Source organism: Streptomyces sp. NPDC004609 (assembly GCF_042873655.1).
Classification (GTDB): Bacteria; Actinomycetota; Actinomycetes; order Streptomycetales; family Streptomycetaceae; genus Streptomyces.
Genome location: NZ_JBIALS010000008.1, coordinates 135,826 through 156,009, shown reverse-complemented (window position 1 = coordinate 156,009; position 20,184 = coordinate 135,826). Strand labels below are relative to the sequence as shown.

At 71.7% G+C, this 20,184-nt stretch carries 20 protein-coding genes; 7 read left to right on the top strand and 13 right to left on the bottom strand.

Going from position 1 to position 20,184, the window contains the following annotated elements; translation table 11 throughout:
• Positions 1–266 precede the first annotated feature (266 nt).
• The gene (locus ACFYT4_RS11030; RefSeq protein ID WP_389267248.1) at positions 267–941 is read right to left on the bottom strand and encodes an ABC transporter ATP-binding protein; all 675 of its coding nucleotides are present in this window, start codon (positions 939–941) and stop codon (positions 267–269) included.
• Position 942: 1 nt separating this feature from the next.
• Positions 943–2,385: an ABC transporter permease gene (locus tag ACFYT4_RS11025; protein ID WP_389267247.1), complete on the bottom strand. Its 1,443-nt coding sequence runs from the start codon at positions 2,383–2,385 to the stop codon at positions 943–945.
• 181 nt (positions 2,386–2,566) lie between these two features.
• Between ACFYT4_RS11025 and ACFYT4_RS11020 the strand changes: the two genes are divergently transcribed.
• Positions 2,567–3,229: a response regulator transcription factor gene (locus tag ACFYT4_RS11020; RefSeq protein WP_389267246.1), complete on the top strand. Its 663-nt coding sequence runs from the start codon at positions 2,567–2,569 to the stop codon at positions 3,227–3,229.
• Positions 3,226–4,473 carry a sensor histidine kinase gene (locus ACFYT4_RS11015; protein ID WP_389267245.1) on the top strand — a complete coding sequence of 416 codons (1,248 nt, stop codon included), beginning with the start codon at positions 3,226–3,228 and terminating at the stop codon, positions 4,471–4,473. Before ACFYT4_RS11020 ends, ACFYT4_RS11015 begins: the two co-directional genes overlap by 4 nt.
• A 326-nt stretch (positions 4,474–4,799) precedes the next feature.
• Here the strand turns inward: ACFYT4_RS11015 and ACFYT4_RS11010 are convergent, their stop codons facing one another.
• Complete coding sequence (locus ACFYT4_RS11010) at positions 4,800–6,125, bottom strand: MFS transporter (protein WP_389267244.1); 1,326 nt, start codon at positions 6,123–6,125, stop codon at positions 4,800–4,802.
• A 62-nt stretch (positions 6,126–6,187) separates the two neighbouring features.
• Between ACFYT4_RS11010 and ACFYT4_RS11005 the strand changes: the two genes are divergently transcribed.
• Complete coding sequence (locus ACFYT4_RS11005) at positions 6,188–7,141, top strand: LysR family transcriptional regulator (RefSeq protein ID WP_389267243.1); 954 nt, start codon at positions 6,188–6,190, stop codon at positions 7,139–7,141.
• Positions 7,142–7,321: 180 nt separating this feature from the next.
• Here the strand turns inward: ACFYT4_RS11005 and ACFYT4_RS11000 are convergent, their stop codons facing one another.
• The gene (locus tag ACFYT4_RS11000; protein WP_389267242.1) at positions 7,322–8,023 is read right to left on the bottom strand and encodes an alpha/beta hydrolase; all 702 of its coding nucleotides are present in this window, start codon (positions 8,021–8,023) and stop codon (positions 7,322–7,324) included.
• Between the two features lie 208 nt (positions 8,024–8,231).
• On the opposite strand from ACFYT4_RS11000, the gene ACFYT4_RS10995 reads away from it, so the two are divergent.
• Entirely contained in the window at positions 8,232–9,386 is a 1,155-nt protein-coding gene (locus ACFYT4_RS10995; RefSeq protein ID WP_389267241.1) for an adenosine deaminase, read from the top strand.
• Between the two features lie 125 nt (positions 9,387–9,511).
• Positions 9,512–9,871, top strand: a complete 360-nt coding sequence (locus ACFYT4_RS10990; protein WP_389267240.1) for an ATP-binding protein — start codon at positions 9,512–9,514, stop codon at positions 9,869–9,871.
• A gap of 177 nt (positions 9,872–10,048) precedes the next feature.
• Here the strand turns inward: ACFYT4_RS10990 and ACFYT4_RS10985 are convergent, their stop codons facing one another.
• The 5 genes from ACFYT4_RS10985 to afsQ1 all read right to left on the bottom strand — a co-directional run bounded on the left by ACFYT4_RS10985 (position 10,049) and on the right by afsQ1 (position 14,071).
• Positions 10,049–10,249, bottom strand: coding sequence for a PspC domain-containing protein (locus ACFYT4_RS10985; RefSeq protein WP_389267239.1), 201 nt, complete (start codon positions 10,247–10,249; stop codon positions 10,049–10,051).
• Positions 10,250–10,350: 101 nt separating this feature from the next.
• Positions 10,351–10,953: a VanZ family protein gene (locus ACFYT4_RS10980; RefSeq protein ID WP_389267238.1), complete on the bottom strand. Its 603-nt coding sequence runs from the start codon at positions 10,951–10,953 to the stop codon at positions 10,351–10,353.
• 127 nt (positions 10,954–11,080) lie between these two features.
• Complete coding sequence (locus tag ACFYT4_RS10975) at positions 11,081–11,716, bottom strand: hypothetical protein (RefSeq protein ID WP_389267237.1); 636 nt, start codon at positions 11,714–11,716, stop codon at positions 11,081–11,083.
• Entirely contained in the window at positions 11,713–13,350 is a 1,638-nt protein-coding gene (locus tag ACFYT4_RS10970) for an ATP-binding protein (RefSeq protein WP_389267236.1), read from the bottom strand. Before ACFYT4_RS10970 ends, ACFYT4_RS10975 begins: the two co-directional genes overlap by 4 nt.
• A gap of 43 nt (positions 13,351–13,393) precedes the next feature.
• Complete coding sequence (afsQ1, locus tag ACFYT4_RS10965) at positions 13,394–14,071, bottom strand: two-component system response regulator AfsQ1 (RefSeq protein ID WP_175257369.1); 678 nt, start codon at positions 14,069–14,071, stop codon at positions 13,394–13,396.
• A 266-nt stretch (positions 14,072–14,337) separates the two neighbouring features.
• On the opposite strand from afsQ1, the gene ACFYT4_RS10960 reads away from it, so the two are divergent.
• Positions 14,338–15,090: a SigE family RNA polymerase sigma factor gene (locus ACFYT4_RS10960; protein WP_389267235.1), complete on the top strand. Its 753-nt coding sequence runs from the start codon at positions 14,338–14,340 to the stop codon at positions 15,088–15,090.
• 441 nt (positions 15,091–15,531) lie between these two features.
• On the opposite strand, the gene ACFYT4_RS10955 is transcribed toward ACFYT4_RS10960, so the two are convergent.
• Complete coding sequence (locus ACFYT4_RS10955) at positions 15,532–16,176, bottom strand: uridine kinase (RefSeq protein WP_389267234.1); 645 nt, start codon at positions 16,174–16,176, stop codon at positions 15,532–15,534.
• Between the two features lie 119 nt (positions 16,177–16,295).
• Here ACFYT4_RS10955 and ACFYT4_RS10950 point away from each other — a divergent pair, with 119 nt between their 5' ends.
• The gene (locus ACFYT4_RS10950; protein WP_389267233.1) at positions 16,296–16,697 is read left to right on the top strand and encodes a hypothetical protein; all 402 of its coding nucleotides are present in this window, start codon (positions 16,296–16,298) and stop codon (positions 16,695–16,697) included.
• 142 nt (positions 16,698–16,839) lie between these two features.
• Here the strand turns inward: ACFYT4_RS10950 and ACFYT4_RS10945 are convergent, their stop codons facing one another.
• From ACFYT4_RS10945 to deoC, 3 genes are read right to left on the bottom strand one after another with little or no spacing between them, the layout of a single operon-like run.
• Entirely contained in the window at positions 16,840–17,730 is an 891-nt protein-coding gene (locus ACFYT4_RS10945) for an aldehyde dehydrogenase family protein (protein ID WP_389267232.1), read from the bottom strand.
• Positions 17,723–19,165, bottom strand: a complete 1,443-nt coding sequence (locus ACFYT4_RS10940; RefSeq protein WP_389267231.1) for an aldehyde dehydrogenase family protein — start codon at positions 19,163–19,165, stop codon at positions 17,723–17,725. The genes ACFYT4_RS10945 and ACFYT4_RS10940 overlap by 8 nt, the downstream gene beginning before the upstream one ends.
• Positions 19,166–19,170: 5 nt before the next feature.
• Positions 19,171–20,118, bottom strand: coding sequence for a deoxyribose-phosphate aldolase (gene deoC, locus ACFYT4_RS10935; RefSeq protein WP_389267365.1), 948 nt, complete (start codon positions 20,116–20,118; stop codon positions 19,171–19,173).
• Positions 20,119–20,184 lie beyond the last annotated feature (66 nt).

The following is a 20,184-nucleotide window of genomic DNA, read 5'->3' as shown; positions in this document are numbered from 1 at the left end:
CGGTTCCTCTGATGCGCCGTGCTGTCCGTATGCTCCCCGTCTTGTTCATGTGCCCCCCACTTCGCTCCGGGTCCCGGGCGATCGCCCCGGTCTGCTCGTTTGACGCCTGCCGGGGGCCAACCGGTTGTACGGAACATGTCTCAATCCCGCTACGGTCGGGGCGAGATGACCGGCACCGGCGGAGTCGATCACGGGTGACGCGGCCGGAGAGGGGGGCCGGCCGGGCGAGGCACCGGCGGGAGTCGTGCCGTTTCACCCCGGCCGGCTCATTCGGTCATGAGTTTGCCGCGTTTGAGGCGGATCACCTCGTCGGAGGCGTCGGCCACCTGCCGCGAATGGGTCACCAGGATCACGCTCTTGCCGTCGTCGTGCGCCAGTTTCCGGAACACCTCGATGATCCCGTCGGCGGTGTCCTGGTCGAGGCTGCCGGTGGGTTCGTCGGCGAAGAGGATGTCCACTTCGCAGGCGAGGGCGCGGGCGATGGCGACGCGCTGCTGCTGGCCGCCGGAGAGCTCCAGCGTGCGGCGGTGCCGGTCGGACTCCTCCACGCCGAGCAGGCCCAGGAGTTCGGCGGCACGTTTCTTCTTGTTGACGCCCTTCACGCCGGTGATCTCCATGGCGGAGGTGATGTTCTGGACGGCGGTCATGTAGGTGAGCAGGTTCAGTGACTGGAAGACCGTGGCCACATGGCGGTTGCGGTATCGGCCCAGCCCGATCTCGGCGACGTCCTCGCCCTTGAACCGGACGTTGCCCCTGGTGGGCGAGTCGAGTCCACTGGCGAGTGAGAGCAGCGTGGTCTTGCCGCTGCCGGAGGGACCGATGACGGAGTACATCCGGCCCTGCTCGAAGGAGTAGTTGACGTCTTTGAGGACGGTGCGGCGGCTGTTGCCGGACTGGTAGGTGCGGCTCAGGCCGGTGAGCTGCAGGATCGGGGTGGTCATGTCAGTCGCCCTTCGTGAGGATGTCGCGCGGGTTGAGGCGCAGGACCCGGATGCCGGGGACGATCGTGGCCAGGGCCGCGATACCGAGGCCGGTGGCGCCGACAGCGCCGATGTCGCCCGCGCCGAGCCTGATGTCGATGGTGTCGATGGGCTCGACCTCCGGGGTGTCCTCCTTGTTGGCACCGCCGGTGGGGTCGGTGAGGTCCGGCTGTGGGCCCTGGTCGGCGGCGGAGTCCTTGGCGGAGGAGACCTGGCCGGAGAGCAGCTGGTCGCCGACGCCCTGGGCGATGAACCGGCTGCCGGCGGCGGCGAAGCCGATCGCCAGGACCGCGCAGGCGACCACCTCCACCAGGTGCTGGCCGAGCAGCTTGGGCTTCTTCTCGCCGAGGGAGAGCAGAATGCCCATCTCCTTGCGGCGTTCGCGCATGTTCGAGGCGATGATCAGGGCGAGGATGACGGTGCCCGCGACCGCGACCAGCCATACGGTGAGGGAGGCGAAGTCCGCCGTCTTGTTGATCGGGCCGACCAGGGTCTTGTACTGCTTGTCGTTGACGCTCAGCGGGAAGATCTTGAGGTCGGCACCGGCCGCCTCCGCGTCCTTCTTGAGCCGGTCCAGGTCTTCGGGGTCGCGCAAGGTGAAGGTGGCCGACGTGACGGCCCCGCCGTCAGCGCCCGGTTCCCTGCCGTCCAGGCGGGTCGCGCCGTCCGGAGTGACGTAGATCTGGTTCGCGGGGGCCTGCATCGGCGGTACGTACGTGCCGGGGTCGGCCGTGCTGTTCCTGTAGATACCGCCGACGACGAAGTCGGTTTCCTTGGTGCTCAGCATGCCGTCGGGTTTCATGATGTTGGCGTTGAGCTTGATCTTGTCGCCGACCTTGAGACGGTTGCCCCTGGCCACCCGCTCCTCGATGACGACCATGTCGCTCTTGCTGTCCGGTGTGATCCCGGAACCGGAGACGATCTTCGAGTCGCCGTTGCGGAAGTCCTTGACCGAGTTCAGATCACGGACACCGTCCGCCTTGAAGAAGTCCACGACCGTGGTGTCCTGGCCGGGCGGTGGCGGAACCGGCTGATGGAGCTTGACCTGGTCCGTGGGGGCCGCCCCGCCGTCCTTCGTGTAGTTGCACTCGGCCACGACCGACGACGTGCAGATCTTGTCCACGAGACCGCGGCGCAGATCGGCATCGGCCCCGATCAACCCGGGTTGGCCTTCGTCGCCGGCCGGCGAGCCCTTGCCCGCGGCCAGATAGGCGTTCAGATCCAGCTGCATGGTGGCCACCACGCCCACGCTGTTCTTGGCCGACTCCGCGGCGCGGGCCGCGGCGGACTGGATCAGAAACCCGGACAGGACCAGGGTGCAGATGACGAAGAACAGACCGACGAGCATCACCGTCTTGCCCAGATGGCCCCGAAGCCGCCACCAGGCTCGTTTGAACAGATTCATGGCCCTCACGCTAGGAGGACGGAGTTTTGAGGGATGTTTGCGCGCGGGCTGCCGCATCAGCCGTCTCATACACGGATCAAAGGCGCCGTTTGGTATGACGGACTCGGTGGGCATCCGATAGGAGCGGCTGCCCACCGGGAATGGATCGTCACGAATTCATGAAAAGCAAAGGTTGTCGCGCGTGCGGGTGCTGGTGGTCGAGGACGAGCAGTACATGGCGCGGGTCCTGGAGATCGGGCTGCGCCGGGAAGCGATCGCGGTCGATGTGGTGCACGACGGAGCGACCGCCCTGGAGCGGCTCACCGTCCACGACTACGACGCGGTGATCCTCGACCGGGACCTGCCCGAGGTCCACGGCGACGACGTGTGCCGCCGGATCGTCGCCATGAGCCTGGACTGCCGCATCCTCATGCTGACCGCCGCCTCACGTCTCGGCGACAAGGTCGAGGGCCTCGGCCTCGGCGCCGACGACTACCTGGCGAAACCCTTCGATTTCCCGGAACTGGTCGCCCGGCTGCGGGCGCTGTACCGCCGCAGCCCCATGGCCCACTCCCCAGTCCTCACCTTCGCCGATGTACGGCTGGACACCCACCGCCGCCGGGTCACCCGCGCGGGCACCGAGATCCGTCTCACCCCGAAGGAACTCGCCGTCCTGGAGCTGCTGATGCGCGCCGACGGCGGAGTCCTGAGCGCCGAGTACCTCCTCGAAAAAGCCTGGGACGTGCACACCGACCCCTTCACCAACGCGGTCCGCCTCGTGGTGCACACCCTGCGCAAGAAACTCGGCGAACCCCGGCTGGTCCACACCACGATCGGCGCGGGCTACTACCTGGGCACCGCATGAGACGGCCCGGGAACAGACCGCGCGGGCGCGCGCCGAGGCCGCGGACACTGAGCATCCACGGCCGGCTCTTCCTCGGCTTCGCCGCCGCCCTCGGGGTGTGCGCCGCCCTGATGGTCGCGATCATCTACGTCGGAATGCGCTTCCTGCCCACGTACGACTTCAGCACGACCGTCATCATCCCGGACGCCCCCTTCCGGCCCGCGTCTCCCATCCCGACCGCGGAGCCCCGCCGACCGGGCGGCCTGATCCCGTTCCAGGGCCAGAAGGTCGATCACCTGGGCAGCATCTCCAGCAAGGAAGACGTCTGGAACACGGTCCTGCTGGTGTCCGCCGGCGGGGTGCTCCTGGTGATGGCACTCGGCCTCGGCACCGGCTGGCTGCTCTCCAAACGGCTGCTCGCCCCCCTGCACACCATCAGCGAGGCCGCGGCCAAGGCGGCGGACGGCAACCTGACGGAACGTATCCGCGCCCAAGGCCCCGAGGACGAGCTCAAGCAGCTGGCCGACACCTTCGACAGCATGCTGGCCCGCCTGGAGCGGTCCTTCACCGCACACCAGCGGTTCGCCGCCAACGCCTCCCACGAACTGCTCACCCCCCTGGCCACCACCCGGGCCGCCCTCCAGGTCGCCGCCGACGCCCCGACCGGCGAGGAGCTCGCCGAACTCACCCCGCTGCTCCAGGAGACCAACGAGCGCAACATCAGCGTCGTACGGGCCCTGCTCGACCTCGCCGCCGCGGATCACGCCCCCTTCGACTCCGACCCGGTGGACCTCGCCGACCTCGCGGAAGGGGCCGCCGCCGCTCGCGCCGAGCGAGCGGCGGCGAACGGAGTCCACCTCACCGTGGACACCGAACCCGACTGCGAGGTCATGGGCAACGCCGCCCTCCTGCGGCAGCTGATCCTCAACCTCCTCGACAACGCCATCACCCACAACGTCCCCGAAGCGGGCCTGGTCCACCTCGCCGTCGTCCAGGACGGGGCGATGGCGGTGGTGGAGGTGGACAACACCGGCCCGCACGTCGACGACGCCGTGGTGGACCGTCTCTTCGAGCCCTTCTACCGGGCACGTTCCCGGGTCGGCAGCGACCGCTCGGGCCACGGTCTGGGCCTGGCGATCGTCCGCTCGATCGCCACCTCCCACCGCGGTACGGTCACCGCGACCGCGCATCCCACCGGCGGACTCACCCTGCGGGTCGAGCTTCCGAAGTCGCACGGCTACGAGGAAGGGCCCGGCGGCCCGTAGCTCTCGGCGACCGGCAGGGCCCTTCGCCCGGAAGGAGCCGTAGCGGTCCAAGGGCTCGATTCCTGCGGGCGACGGGACGTGCTGTCCGTGGCCCTCCACCTGCGAGAGCGGGAGATGAGCCTGCGCGACATCGCCGGGCGGCCCGTGATGACCACGGGCGCGCAGAAGAAGCAGCACCCCTCACCCGCCACCGTCGTGCGGATGCTCCGCGAACACGACGAGCGGGCTACCACGGCGGTCACCCCGCTGCTGTGCGGCTGGTGTCCGGGCGAGGCTCCAGGGCCGAGACCGCCACCGGCGGGCAGGACGCGGACCCGGGAAGCCGGTCAGCGGCGGGCCGCCGCGAGCGCCCTCCGCGCCTCGGCGGCACGGCCCCCGGCGGCGCGGGCCGCCGCGGCGGGGGTCCCGGCGGTGCGGGCCGCCCAGCTCCCGTACAGCGTGATCGACACCACGCCCAGGACCGCCAGCACGCCCAGCGCCACCGTGCCCGCCCAGCCCGCCGAGTGGAAGGCGATCGCGCCGAGCGTGCCGCCGACGCTGCTGCCGAGGTAGTACGCGGACTGGTACAGCGCCGACGCCTGCGCGCGGCCCGTCCTCGCCGTACGGCTCACGGCCGACGAGGCGACCGCGTGGCCCGCGAAGAAGCCCGCGGTGATCAGCACCAGGCCGAGGACCACGGCGGCCAGCGAGTCCGCGAGCGACAGCAGCAGCCCGGCCGCGGTGGTGACGACCGCCAGATACAGCGCCCCGCGGCGGCCGAGGCGTCCGACGAGCACTCCGGCGGCGGCCGAGGAGACCGTGCCGACGAGATAGACCAGGAAGATGGAGCCGACGACACCCTGCGGGAGGCTGAAGGGCGCCTCGACCAGCCGGTAGCCGATCACGGTGTAGACGGCGCCGAACACCGTCATGAACAGCGCGCCGATCGCGTACAGCCGCAGCAGCAGCGGATCCGACAGATGCCCGCGCACCGCACCGGCCAGCGCCCTCGGGCTCAGCGTGCCGGGCGTGAAGTGCCGCGGCTTCGGCAGCAGCACCCGGAAGACGACCACGGCCCCCAGCGCCAGCAGACCCACGGCGGCGAGCCCCGCCCGCCAGCCCCACAGCTGGGCCGCCCAGCCGGTGACGATCCGGCCGCTCATCCCGCCGATGCTGTTGCCCGCGACGAACAGGCCGATCGCGCCGACCAGCGCCTTCGGCCGCACCTCCTCGGCCAGATACGCCATCGCCGAGGCCGGTACCCCGGCCAGCGCCGCGCCCTGCACGGCCCGCAGCGCCACCAGCCACTCCAGGCTCGGCGCGAACGGCACCAGCAGCCCGACACCGGCGGCGACCGTCAGGGACACGGTCATCAGGGTGCGCCGCCCGAACCGCTCGGACAGCGCGCTCAGGGGGAGTACGAACAGGGCCATCGCGCCCGTCGCGGCGGAGACCGTCCAGCTCGCCGCCGACGCGCTCACACCGAAACCGGCGGAGACGGCGGGCAGCAGTGCCTGCGTGGAGTAGAGAAGGGCGAAGGCGGCGATGCCCGCGGCGAAGAGCGCGAAGCTCATACGGCGGTAGCCGGGACGGCCGGGGGACAGGGGCTCGGGGGTGGTGGCGACGGAGACGGCGGCCACCGCGGTGGACGCCTTGGTACTGGCAGCAGGCATGCCACGAACGTACGGCCGCAGAATTCATGCGTCCAATGCATGAAACCGCCATAATCGTTCCCATGGCGCATGACCGCAGTTCAGAGAAGTGGCTGTCACACGGCAGTGACACAGCCGACACAGCCCCGCTGCTCGTACCCCGGCTCGCGTACTTCGCCGCGGTCGCCCGGCACGAGCATGTGACGCGCGCCGCTCAGGAGCTGGGCGTCCCGCAGTCGACGCTCTCGCGCGCGGTCGTCCGGCTCGAACAGGACCTGGGAGTCGCGCTGTTCGCCCGCAAGGGCCGTACCGTCTCCCTCACCCCCGCCGGCCGGACCTTCCTCGCCTCCGTGGAGCGCGCGCTCGGCGAGGTCGAGCGGGCCGCCGAGTCCGTCCGCGCGGACGCGGACCCGCACGCGGGCAAAGTGGCCTTCGGCTTTCTGCACACGATGGGCTCCGAGACCGTTCCGGGGCTGCTGCGGGCCTTCCGCGCCGACCATCCGAGGGTCCGCTTCACCCTCGTCCAGAACTACGGCGAGGCCATGCTCGGCGGCCTGCGTACGGGGGAACTCGACCTCTGTCTGACCTCACCGGTCCCCGACGCCCCCGACCTCGTGGCCCGCCGCCTCGACGAACAGCGGCTGCGCCTGGTCGTGCCGGACGACCACCGGCTCGCCTCCCGCAAGCGCGTCCGTCTCGCCGAGGCCGCCGACGAGTACTTCGTCACCCTCGAACCCGGTTACGGGCTCCGCCGTATCACCGACGACCTCTGCGCGCAGGCGGGCTTCACCCCGAGGGTCGCCTTCGAGGGCGAGGAGGCGGAGACCCTGCGCGGCCTGGTCGCGGCGGGCCTGGGCGTGGCCCTCCTGCCCCCGCCCGCGGTGGCCCGCCCCGGCGTGGTCGAACTGACCGTGACCGCGCCCCGGGCCGTCCGCGAGATCGGCGTCGCCTGGCTCGACGGCCACCCCGACACCCCGCCGGTCGCCGCCTTCAAACGCTTCCTCCTCTCCCGCCGCGGCCAACTCCTCCCCGACTGACCCCCACCGGACCAACCTTTCCGGCTCGGGCGGGCGACTCTTCCGGCCTTGGCGGACCAACCCCTTCAGCCCGTCCGGCGTTTGAGGACGGACCTGGCCCCGGTGCGGGGCTGGCGGGGTGTGACCGGCGCGGTGGACCCCCGCATCCCGGCCCGTGACCCCCGCCCGCGCCGGACCCCCTCAGGGCCTGAGCGACCTCCCGAAGCCCGCCGCGAGCGGCATCCTCAACCCCAGCGGCGGCGGCGCGGCCAACGCGTCCGCCACCGGCCGCGCGTACGGATGCGGAAACAGCGACCCCAGCACGAAGTCCACGGCCAGCGCCAGCACCTCCTCATGGTGCTGCCGCAGCGCGTTGCCGTCCGTGTGGACCTCGAACCGGCATATGTTCCGGTTCGCCTTCTTCACCCGCTCCGCCAGCCGGTACGACAGATCCGGCGGCGTCCGCGTGTCGTTCGTGCCGTGCACGATCATCACCTGACGGCCCACCAGCTGCTTCACCGGCTCCGGCGGCGCCGTCATGTCGTCCGCAGGGAGCCAGGGAGCCATCGCCAGGACCGAGTCGACGGCCGGATGCCCTCCCGCCCTGAGCGCCGCCCGCCCGCCGAAGCCGTGGCCCGCGAGGCACACCGGCACATCCCCGTACCGCCGTGTCACCTCGTCCGCCGCCCACTCCGCGTCCGCGGCGAGCCGCGCCTCGGGCCCGTTCCAGCCGCGGCAGCGGTAGTGCACCGGATGCACCACCAGCCCGTCCGCGCGGCCCGCCCGCGCCAGCGCCCGCCCCAGGGGCAGCGCGGCCGCGTGCGCCCACCGGGACCGCCCCCGCGCCGACTCCGGCACACCGTCCGGCAGAACCAGGACCACCCCGCCGACAACGGGCTCCACGGCCCGCCTCCCGTACGCACGCCCCAGCCGGGCCCCTCGCTTCACCTCGGTCGTCGCACGACCGTCCGTACGCCCCCTCCGCAGGGGCAGCGCGTGGTGTGTCACGGCAGAACAGTGTCAGAAGTGAGGGTCTACTCCACCCGTACGCGCGATCACTGTTACATATCGAGCCGAAGACATCTACGCGCGTAGGGGCTAGAGTGCGCCAATGACGACCCAGACCATCACCACGCCCACCGCGGACCAGGTCCGCCGCGCTCCGAAGGTGCTGCTCCACGATCACCTCGACGGCGGGCTGCGTCCGGGCACGATCATCGACCTCGCCCGCGAGAACGGCTACGGGGCGCTCCCCGAGGACGAGCCCGACAAGCTCGGCATCTGGTTCCGCGAGGCCGCCGACTCCGGCTCCCTGGAACGCTATCTGGAGACCTTCGCGCACACCTGCGCCGTGATGCAGACCCGGGACGCCCTCTTCCGCGTGGCCGCGGAGTGCGCCGAGGACCTCGCCCAGGACGGGGTGGTGTACGCGGAGGTCCGCTACGCCCCCGAGCAGCACCTGGAGGCCGGGCTGACCCTCGAAGAGGTCGTGGAGGCCGTCAACGCGGGCTTCCGCGAGGGCGAGCGGATCGCCCGGGAGAACGGCCACCGCATCCGCGTCGGCGCCCTGCTCACCGCCATGCGCCACGCGGCCCGCTCCCTGGAGATCGCCGAACTGGCGAACCGGTACCGCGATGTCGGCGTCGTCGGCTTCGACATCGCCGGCGCGGAGGCCGGCTACCCGCCCACCCGGCATCTCGACGCCTTCGAGTACCTCAAGCGCGAGAACAACCACTTCACCATCCACGCCGGCGAGGCGTTCGGACTGCCGTCGATCTGGCAGGCCCTCCAGTGGTGCGGCGCCGACCGGCTCGGCCACGGCGTCCGGATCATCGACGACATCGAGGTCTCCGACGACGGGAGCGTCCAGCTCGGGAGGCTCGCCGCGTACGTACGCGACAAGCGCATCCCGCTGGAGCTGTGCCCGACCTCCAACCTCCAGACCGGGGCGGCGGCCTCGTACGCGGAACACCCCATCGGGCTGCTGCGGAAACTGCACTTCAGGGCGACCGTCAACACGGACAACAGGCTGATGAGCGGCACCACCATGAGCCGTGAGTTCGAACTGCTCACCGAGACCTTCGGATACACGCTCGACGACATGCAGTGGTTCACCGTCAACGCGATGAAAAGCGCGTTCATCCCTTTCGATGAACGGCTCGCGATGATCAATGACGTCATCAAGCCCGGATATGCCGAGCTGAAATCCGAATGGCTGTTCCGGCAGACCGCCACGACCAGCGACTCTTCCTCGCGGGAAGGGTGATCGCACGTGTCCGGGGGCGGCCGGGAAGGTCAACACCCGGACGCTCCGGGGTGTTTGCGGCCGCGGCGCGGGGGTGGCTAGCTTGCGGAGCCGCTCCTGTTCCCCGTCCCAAGGACACACACCTGATGAAGCCGTCTGCTGCCAAGACTCTCGGTGTCGCCGTGCTCGGTGCCGCCTTCGCCGCCTCCGCCGCGGGCGCCGCCTCCGCCCACACCGCCGCACTCCCCGACACGGCGACCTCGCTCGACACCGTCACCAGCGTGCTTCCGGTGCAGGAGACCCTCACCCAGCTCCCGGCGGGCGCCGAGTCGCTGGCCGGTGGCCAGGCGGCCCTGGCCCAGAGCGCGAGCACCGTGCCGGGCACCCTCCAGGGCGCCGCGCACCGGGTGCTGACCGCCGAGGCCGCCGAGCCCGCCGAAGCACTGCTCGGCGGGCTCCCCGCCGGCGATCTGACGCAGGGTCTGCCGACCGACGGCCTCGCCTGATCCGTCACCCCGCCGTCGCTTCCCCCCCCCCGTGGACGGCACAGCTGAGGGGCGCACCACCGCGGCATGCGGTGTGCGCCCCTTTTTCACGCTGTACGGGGGTCCTGCCGGGTCGCATGCCGTACGGGTCCGCCAGGTTCGGCGGTCCCTTCCGGGCGCGCGGGACCGGCGGCGGTCCTACCAGGCGGTGGTGGCGGTCTTCTCCGCCGGCAGGAACGCCCACAGCCCCAGATAGATCAGGAACTGCGGCCCCGGCAGCAGACACGAGACCAGGAAGATCACGCGCATGGTGGTGGCGGAGGTGCCGAAGCGCCGTGCCAGCGCCGCGCACACCCCACCGATCATGCGACCCTCACGCGGGCGGACAAGTGCGGCCATGGTGGGCTCCTTCGCGAGAACCGGTTGTGGATTCCGGGAGCCGTCGTCCGGTGCTCCCGATGTCTCCATGGTGGCTCCGCGAAGGTGGGCAAAGCGTCGCTCTACGGTGCGATCCCGACCCTGGTAATCGTCGGGGTCGAGCCCTGAGGAGGCTCCTCCGCCAGTACCGGGTCGGCGTGTACGGCCTCCGCCCCGCGGCCGAGGGCGAGGGGCCGGCCCGCCCGCGCCCGGGGGCCCCTGCGGCGCAGCCTGGCCCGGCAGAGGGGCACCACCAGCAGATGGGCGAGCGCCACACCGGCGGTGTTCAGCAGCAGGGAGTCGACGTCCAGCACCCGGCCCGGCACACCGGTCTGCAACAGCTCGATACCGAGGGAGATCAGCGCCCCGGTCGCGACCGTACGGGCCAGGGAGGCCAGCGGGGACACCTGGACCCGGCCGCCGGCCATCGGCAGCAGTACACCCAGGGGGGCGAGCAGCAGCAGCCCCTCGGCGATCCGGCGCGCGGCCTCCACCGGGCCGAGTGCCAGATCCGCCTTGATACCGGCGAACAGCTCGAGATTGGCGGCCGTCACCCACGGCACGTCCAGCGGGCGCAGGGTCAGCCAACCCACGAGCAGCAGATGCGCGAGGACGAGGAGGACCCCCGCCGCACGGAAGCTGATGACGGCACTGCCGCCCTTGCCTTGACGCTGCACGTCACACAAGACGCACCCCGCCCGCGAATCGGTTCCGCAGGCCCTTCCCGAGTCCGCCCGCCCGGAAACCGGCCGCCGGATGACCTGTCTCACAGCTCCGTGGAGGCCCTGCCCGGACGGCCGGGGAGGCCGGTCGTCACGCGGACGGCGACGGCGACGCGGAGAGGGCGAGGGTGGGGACCGGCTCGGCGGGGCGCTCGCGGGTGGTCCCGGTGCACTCGTACGCGCGGGGGGCGTAGGCACCGGGCCCGCCGAGCACCACCACGCCCGCGGAGGCCGCCCGGCTCTCCGCGAAGGTGCAGACGATCTGCGACAGCGCCGCCGCGGGCAGGTCCTCCGGCTGGCGGCTGAGCCGGAGCGTGCCCGGGGGATCGGAGGCGCGCCCGCCGCTCACCGACATCCCGCCCCGGACGTAGGTCGCGAAGCCCGCTTCCCGCTCGGCGGAGGACGGCTCCTTCTGCAGTTCGGCCAGCAGCGCCTGCGCCACCCGCAGACCGTCGGCCGGGGACTTCGCCGCGGGTATGTCGGCCGTGCGGTCGACCAGCGAGAGCTGGGACGCGCACACCAGATAGATCCGGACCGGCACCCCCTGCGGCTGCGCCGACAGGTTGTCGCCCGACACCTCGCACGGCACCCGGGACGGTGCGGGACCGGCGTCCACCGGGACCTGGGTGGGCCGGATGCCGCAGCCGCCGAGCGCCAGCGCGCCCAGCAGCGCGGCGAGGCCCGTGAACGCGCCCGTCGTGCGCCGGTGCCGGACTGGTCGGGTCACTGGGTGCCGTCCTCTCCCCGGCCGGAGCCCCGGGCGCCGCCGCTGCCACCGCCGCCGTCCTCGCCGTGCCCGCCGTCGTCGGGGTCCCGGCGGCCGTCGCCGTCGTCGTCGCTGTCGTCCTCCGCCCCGGCCGCGCCGTCCTTCAGCGCCGTCTCGTCGCACGGCAGCCGCAGCGCGAACACCGCGCCGTCGCCGTCCGGCGAGTTCGCCGCGGTGATCGTGCCGCCGTGGATGTGCGCGTTCTCCACGGCGATCGACAGCCCCAGACCGCTGCCCTCGGAGCGGGGCCGGGACGCGCTCGCCTTGTAGAACCGGTCGAAGACGTGGGGCAGCACCTCGGCGGGGATACCGGGACCGTGGTCGCGTACCTCGATCACCAGCTCGGCCCGGTCGCCCGTGTCGACCGTCCGCACCGACACCCGTACCGGCGAACCGCCGTGCTTGAGCGCGTTGCCGATCAGATTCGCGAGGATCACGTCCAGCCGCCGCGGATCCAGCCGCGCCATGATCCCGCGCTCGGCGTCCAGTTCCACCGCGTCCAGCCAGGCGCGCGCGTCGATGCAGGCGGTCACCTGGTCGGCGACGTCGACCGTGTCCAGGACCACCTTCGCGGTGCCCGCGTCGAAGCGGGTGACCTCCATCAGGTTCTCCACCAGGTCGCCCAGCCGGCGCGTCTCGCTCACCACGAGGTTCACGGCGGGCGCGATCATCGGGTCGAGGTTGTCGACCTCGTCCTCCAGCACCTCCGTGACCGCGGTGAGCGCGGTCAGCGGGGTGCGCAGCTCGTGCGACATGTCGGCCACGAAACGGCGGCTGGACTCCTCCCGCGCGCTCATGTCCGCGACCTTCTTCTCCAGCGACTCCGCGGTCTTGTTGAACGTCCGCGCCAGCTCGGCCAGCTCGTCCGTGCCGGAGACCCGCAGCCGGGTGTCGAGCTTGCCCTCACCGAGCCGCCGGGCCGCGTCGCCGAGCCTGCGCACGGGCTTGAGCACCGTCGTCGCCGCGGCCTGCGCCAGCAGCGCCGAGCCCACGAGCGCGAGCGCGGTCGCGATCCCCAGGGACCAGGCGAGCGTGTTGAGGTCCTGCCGCTCCTGGTCCAGCGACTTGAACACATACCCGGTCGGGCCACCGTTGACGATCTTCGTTCCGCCGACGAGATACGGCGTCCCGCCGCGCTGGATCCGCTGCCAGTACAGGTGGTACGGGACCGGGTTCCCGGTGCTCGTGTCCTGGCGGTCGTTCACCGCGACCTGGAGCCGCCGCGGTACGTCCCCGAGCGTGAACACATCGAGGTCGGACGCGCCCACCACCGGCTTGCCCTCGTCGCGTTCGCCGATCAGCAGCACGTTGTAGCCGGGCTTGCCGCGGGTCATCTGCTCCGCGGCGTCCTGGAGTTCGCTCTGCGTGGGGTGGAGCGGCAGCGCCGCCGCCCGGTTCTGCATCTGCTGGCGGAAGTCGCCGAGCGCGGAGTCCTGGGTACGGGTCAGCACGGCCTCGCGGTTCAGCCAGTACGCGATCCCGGACGCGGACACCGCCGCGGTCAGCGCGACCACGGCGAAGACGACGACCAGGCGCAGACGCAGACTCGTCCAGCGGAGTCCGGCGAGGACCACGCGCTTCGCGGCACCGCTCACCGGGTCGTCCCGTTCCGGTGGGCGGTCCCGGCTGCCGCGACCGTCACTGCGGGACGTCCAGCCGGTAGCCCACACCCCGTACGGTACGGATCAGGGTCGGCGAGGACGGCACGTCCTCCACCTTCGCGCGCAGCCGCTGGACGCAGGCGTCCACCAGCCGCGAGTCGCCGAGGTAGTCGTGCTCCCACACCAGCCGCAGCAGCTGCTGGCGGGACAGGGCCTGGCCCGGCCGGCGGCTCAGTTCCAGCAGAAGGCGCAGCTCGGTCGGCGTGAGCTGCAGATCTTCGCCGTTCTTGGTCACGGTCATGGCCGAGCGGTCGATCACGAGGGAGCCGAAGGTCGCGGAGTCGGTGGACTCCCGCTCGCCCCGGCGCAGTACGGCACGGATACGGGCGTCCAGGACCCGGCCCTGCACGGGCTTGACCACGTAGTCGTCCGCTCCGGACTCCAGGCCGACCACCACGTCGATGTCGTCGCTGCGGGCGGTCAGCAGAATGATCGGCAGTTGGTCCGTGCGTCTGATGCGGCGGCACACCTCGAAACCGTCGATCCCGGGCAGCATCACATCCAGCACGATCAGATCGGGCCGCTGCTCACGCAGCAGTTTGAGGCCGTCCTCGCCCGTCGCCGCGGTGGCCACACGGTGGCCCTGGCGGGACAGGGAGAGTTCGAGGGCCGTGCGGATGGCGTCGTCGTCCTCGATCAGCAACAGGAAAGGCACAGGGGCCATTCTGGCCCATGGGGGTGCCCGAGTTCGACTGGTGGACCGCTCCCGTGCGCGTCAGGCGGCCGGGGCGCCGACCTGCGGGAGGCGTTTCGGGGTGTTTGTGGAGCCCTGCCGGTACCGGGCCGTACGGCAAGGGGGAACAGGGGCCCGGCGGGCCCTGTGACAGTGCTGTGACAGTCGGCGGACACCGCCATGAAATCGCCTGGGCAAGCTTTTCGGCACACGGACGGAAACAGACTCCACTCGGCGGGGGGCGCGAGATGAACGCACTGCACAGCACCACCTCAAGCGCAGTTGTCACGCGTCTCCACGACGTCACGTGGAGCACCGAGAAGTCCGGCGCCGTGAACGGACGGGGGTGCGTTCGCGGCGCCGGGCGCCAGCACAAGCCGTCGTACATGACGGTGGTCGACGTCATCGCGGGGGCGGTGGCGGGCAAGGGGGCCGCGGCCGACACTGGGGCGGCCGGGGCCGGTACCAGGACGAGCCTCTCGGAGGCCGAGTTCACCGCGTACGTCAGGGAGCGCCGCTCCTCGCTGTACGCGACCGCGTACCACCTGACCGGGGACCGGTTCGAGGCGGAGGACCTGCTGCAGAGCGCGCTCTTCTCCACGTACCGGGCGTGGGACCGGATCAGTGACAAAGCGGCGGTCGGGGGGTACCTCCGCCGCACCATGACCAATCTGCACATCAGCGCCTGGCGCCGGCGCAAGCTCAACGAGTACCCGACGGAGGAGCTGCCGGAGACGGCGGGCGACACCGACGCGATGCGGGGTACGGAGCTGCGGGCGGTCCTGTGGCAGGCGCTGGCCAGGCTGCCGGAACTCCAGCGCACGATGCTGGTCCTCCGTTACTACGAGGGCCGCACCGACCCGGAGATCGCGGACATCCTGGACATCAGCGTCGGCACGGTGAAGTCGAGCATCTGGCGGTCTCTCCGCCGGCTGCGCGAGGACGAGGTCCTCAGCTTCGGCCGTGACGAGGAAGAGTCCTTCGGCGAGTTGGTGGCCTGAGGGCGACGGGGGGAATGTGGGGGGCCGCCGCCTCGGGGGAGACGGCGGGTGAAGTGGGGGAACACGGGGGGTACGGGGGCCCTTCGGGGCAACGGGGGACAGCGCGGGACCGGACAGGCCGGGGGGTCTTGTCCGGCCCCGCGCACGTCTTTGTGCGCGTCCTGTGCACAGGGGGCTTCTCCGGGGCGGGCCGGGCATGGGCAGCCGTTCGGCGCCCGTGGAGCGGGGCCGGGGCGGAGCCCCGCAAGGCCGGGACCCGGCAAGGGCGTTCGGCGCCCTGGGCGCGTGAGGGGTCGTGAGGCGGACGGCTCTCGCCCCGGGGGACGGCCGCAACCGGCCGAGTCCGGCGGCCGAGGGCGCCGGAGGTGCCCAGGGGCGGCCACGGTCGGGGCGAGGGCCGGCGGGCCCTTCCGGGTGTTCGGGGCGAGGGACCCGTCACGGTCAGGAGCAGGAGGAGGCGCGGCGATGGCGGCCCGCCGCCGCGGCGGCCACCCGCCCCAGCGCCTCCGCCCTGCCGCACGGATACGCCCCCAGCGTCGTCTGCCGCGCCACGATGCCGCGTTCCGCGCGCATCAGACGCCAGCCCCTCCGCAGGAGGAAGGGCACCGACTTGCGGCCCTCGCGCAGATCCCGCAGCAGCCGGCGGCGGAAGGTCGTCGAGGGGCGGCCCCGCAGACAGAGCGCGTCGGCGAGGACCCCCAGCTCCTGGCACCGGGACACGATGTCCGCCGCGAAGATGCCCTCCGCGACGAAGAGCGGGGTCCGGTCGATGCCGAAGGAGTCCCGCCCCACCCGGGTGCTGCCGGCGATGTCGTACACCGGCACGGTCGTCCGGCCGGTACGGCACAGGTCCTCGATCGCCGCCACCGCCGCGTCCGCGTCCCAGGAGAGCGGCGAGTCCCAGTCGATGTCCCTGCTCCCGGCGACGAGCGGAAGCGTCGGGTCGTCGCCCTCCTTGTAGAAGTCGTCGAGGCGGAGCACCGGCAGTCCCGTACGCGCCGCGAGGGACGACTTTCCGGAGCCCGAGGGCCCCGCGAGCAGGACGACGCGGGTGGGCAGGCAGGGATGGCCCGGGATGGCAGTCACGGGACACCAGTGTGAGGCATTGACCCGTGGAGGGGACCCCTCGGGGACGGCGATGGATCCCGGATCACCGCTCAACTACTCTGTGTGTTTCCTTGATTACTCGCACAGGTGGGAATTCCATGGCACGTCACACACCTTCCCCGGCCCGGCGGCGGCTCGCGCTCGGCGCGGGGCTCACCGCCGCGGCGATGGGCGCCGCCCTCGCCGCCGGCGAGGCCGCGCACGCGGCTCCCGCAGCCCTCGCCCCTCCCGTGGGCGGGCTCGACCCGGCACTGACGGGACCGGCGGCGGGCGTGACCGGAGCGGTCACCAACTCGGTCACCGGCATCGGGTATCTGAAGAGCCACCAGCTCAACCCGCTCGCCAAGACCGGTGTCGACCCGCTGTCGAACGGCATCGGCACCCAGATCGCCGACTTCAAGCCCGTCTCCACCGAGCTGCTCACCGGGCCGCTGGCCGAAGGCGCCGCGCTCCAGGATCTGCCGGTCGTGGGAGGGGCCGCCAAGGCGCTGCCTCTGTGAGGACGGCGCGCCGCCGCCTGTACGGGCGGCGGGCGCGGCGGAGCCCCCTGGTGTCGGGCGGGACGCCAGGGGGCTCCTGTTCCGGGGGCGGGGAGCGGGGGCCGGTACGGCGACCCGGTGTGAGTACGGCGGGCCGGCGTCGTCAGTACGACGAGCCGGACACGCCCAGCGCACCCGTCGGATGCCAGACCGTCTTGGTCTCCAGGAACGCGGTGAGGCGGGCCGTTCCCGGATCCGCCGCCCAATCCACAGGCTGTGGACGCAGGACGCGCTTCATGTTGTCCGCGGCGGCGATCTCCAGCTCCTTCGCCAGATCGCCGTCCGCTCCGGTGAGATCGACGGCGTTGACGTCCTGGTGCGCGGCGAGCGGGGCCGCGATCTCCGCCGTACGCCCCGAGAGGATGTTGACCACACCGCCCGGCAGATCGGAGGTGGCGAGGACCTCGGCGAGGGAGAGCGCGGGCAGCGGGTGCCGCTCCCCGGCCACCACGACCGCCGTGTTGCCGGTGGCGATGACGGGGGCGATCACCGAGACCAGCCCCAGGAAGGAGGAGTCCTGGGGCGCGAGGACCGCGACGACGCCCGTCGGTTCGGGGGTGGACAGATTGAGGAACGGGCCCGCGACCGGATTCGCCCCGCCGGCGACCTGCGCGATCTTGTCCGTCCAGCCCGCGTACCAGACCCAGCGGTCGACCGCCGCGTCCACCTGGGCCCCGGCCCGGGACTTGGACAGCCCCTCGGCGTCGGCGACCTCGCGGACGAACTGGTCGCGGCGGCCCTCCAGCATCTCGGCGACGCGGTAGAGGATCTGGCCGCGGTTGTACGCGGTCGCGCCGGACCAGCCGCCGAACGCCTTGCGGGCCGCGACGACCGCGTCCCGGGCGTCCTTGCGGGACGCGAGGGGGGCGTTGGCCAGCCACTTGCCTTTGGAGTCGGTCACCTCGTACACCCGGCCGCTCTCGGAACGCGGGAACCTGCCGCCCACGTACAGCTTGTAGGTCTTGAAGACGCTCAGTCGGGACGTGTCAGACATCGAGGTATGCCTCCAGGCCGTGGCGGCCGCCCTCGCGGCCGAAGCCCGACTCCTTGTAGCCGCCGAAGGGCGAGGTCGGGTCGAACTTGTTGAACGTGTTGGCCCAGACGACACCCGCCCGGAGTCTGCTCGCGACCGCGAGGATGCGTGAGCCCTTCTCCGTCCAGATGCCCGCCGACAGGCCGTACTGGCTGTTGTTGGCCTTGGCGACCGCCTCGTCCGGTGTACGGAAGGTGAGGACCGAGAGCACCGGGCCGAAGATCTCGTCACGGGCGATGGTGTGCGCCTGCGTCACCTTCGTGAACAGGGTGGGCGCGAACCAGTAGCCGGAGGAGGGCAGCTCGCACGGCGCGGTCCAGCGCTCGGCGCCCTCGGTCTCGCCGGTCTCGGCGAGCGCGGTGATTCGGGCCAGCTGCTCGGCCGAGTTGATCGCGCCGATGTCGGTGTTCTTGTCCAGCGGGTCGCCGAGCCGCAGCGTGGAGAGCCTGCGCTTGAGGGAGTCGAGCAGCTCCTCCTGGATCGACTCCTGGACCAGCAGTCGGGAGCCCGCGCAGCAGACCTGGCCCTGATTGAAGAAGATGCCGGTGACGATGCCCTCGACGGCCTGGTCGATCGGGGCGTCGTCGAAGACGATGTTCGCGCCCTTGCCGCCCAGCTCCAGGGTGACCTTCTTGTCCGTGCCCGCGATCTGGCGGGCGATCGCCTTGCCGACGGCGGTCGAGCCGGTGAAGGCGACCTTGTTGACGTCCGGGTGCGCGATCAGGGCCTCGCCGGTGCGGCCGTCGCCCGTCACGATGTTGACGACGCCCTTCGGCAGCCCCGCCTGGCGGCAGATGTCCGCGAAGAACAGGGCGGACAGCGGGGTCGTCTCGGCGGGCTTCAGGACGACGGTGTTGCCGGTCGCGAGGGCGGGGGCGATCTTCCACGCGAGCATCAGGAGCGGGAAGTTCCAGGGGATGACCTGCCCGGCCACACCCAGCGGCCGGGGATCCGGCCCGAAGCCCGCGTGAGCGAGCTTGTCCGCCCAGCCCGCGTAGTAGAAGAAGTGCGCGGCGACCAGGGGCAGATCCGCGTCCCGGGTCTCCCGGATCGGCTTGCCGTTGTCGAGGGTCTCCAGGACGGCCAGCTCACGGCTGCGCTCCTGGATGATCCGGGCGATCCGGAAGAGGTACTTCCCGCGCTCGGCACCCGGCAGCGCGGACCACTTGTCGAACGCCTTGCGCGCGGCCCTCACCGCCCGGTCGACGTCCTCGGCGTTCGCCTGGACGTACTCGGCGAGGACCTCCTCGGTGGCGGGCGACACCGTCTTTCTGCGGTCCTCGCCGGAGCCCTCGGTGAACTCGCCGTCGATGAACAGGCCGTACGAGGGCGCGATGTCGACGATCGCGCGGGACTCGGGCGCGGGTGCGTAGGCGAAGGGGTCGGTCGTGGTCATGATGCTCAGTCCACCGTTACGTAGTCGGGGCCGGAGTAGCGGCCGGTGGCCAGCTTCTGGCGCTGCATCAGCAGATCGTTGAGCAGGCTCGACGCGCCGAAGCGGAACCAGTGGTTGTCCAGCCAGTCCCCGCCCGCGGTCTCCTTGACCAGGACCAGGAACCTGACGGCGTCCTTGCTGGTGCGGATGCCGCCCGCGGGCTTCACCCCCACCTGGACACCGGTCTGCTCGCGGAAGTCGCGGACCGCCTCCAGCATGAGCAGGGTGTTCGCCGGGGTCGCGTTCACGGCGACCTTGCCCGTGGAGGTCTTGATGAAGTCCGCGCCCGCCAGCATCCCGAGCCAGGAGGCGCGGCGGATGTTGTCGTACGTGGACAGCTCGCCGGTCTCGAAGATGACCTTCAGCCGGGCGGCGCCGGACGCCTCCTTGACCGCGAGGATCTCCTCGTACACCTTCAGATACCGGCCCGCCAGGAACGCGCCGCGATCGATGACCATGTCGATCTCGTCGGCTCCGGCGGCGACGGCGTCACGGGTGTCGGCGAGCTTGACGCCGAGGGCGGCCCGGCCCGCGGGGAAGGCGGTGGCGACGGAAGCGACCTTGACGTCCGCGCCGTTCAGCGCCTCCCTGGCCGTGGCCACCATGTCCGGGTACACGCAGACGGCGGCGGTCGCGGGGGTCGTGCGGTCGGTCGGATCCGGCCGGAGCGCCTTCGCGGCGAGCGCCCGGACCTTGCCCGGCGTGTCCGCGCCTTCCAGGGTCGTCAGGTCGATCATCGAGATGGCGAGATCGATGGCGTACGCCTTGGCGGTGGTCTTGATCGACCGGGTCCCGAGAGAGGCGGCACGCGCTTCCAGGCCGACCGGGTCGACACCGGGCAGCCCGTGGAGGAACCGGCGAAGGGCCTGGTCGGACGCGGTTACGTCGGCGAGAGCGGGGGCGATGCTGGACATGGTCACCACGAGAGCATATCTACGCGCGTAGCGACCTGTACAGGGGGTGGGGGGTTCCCGGGCGGG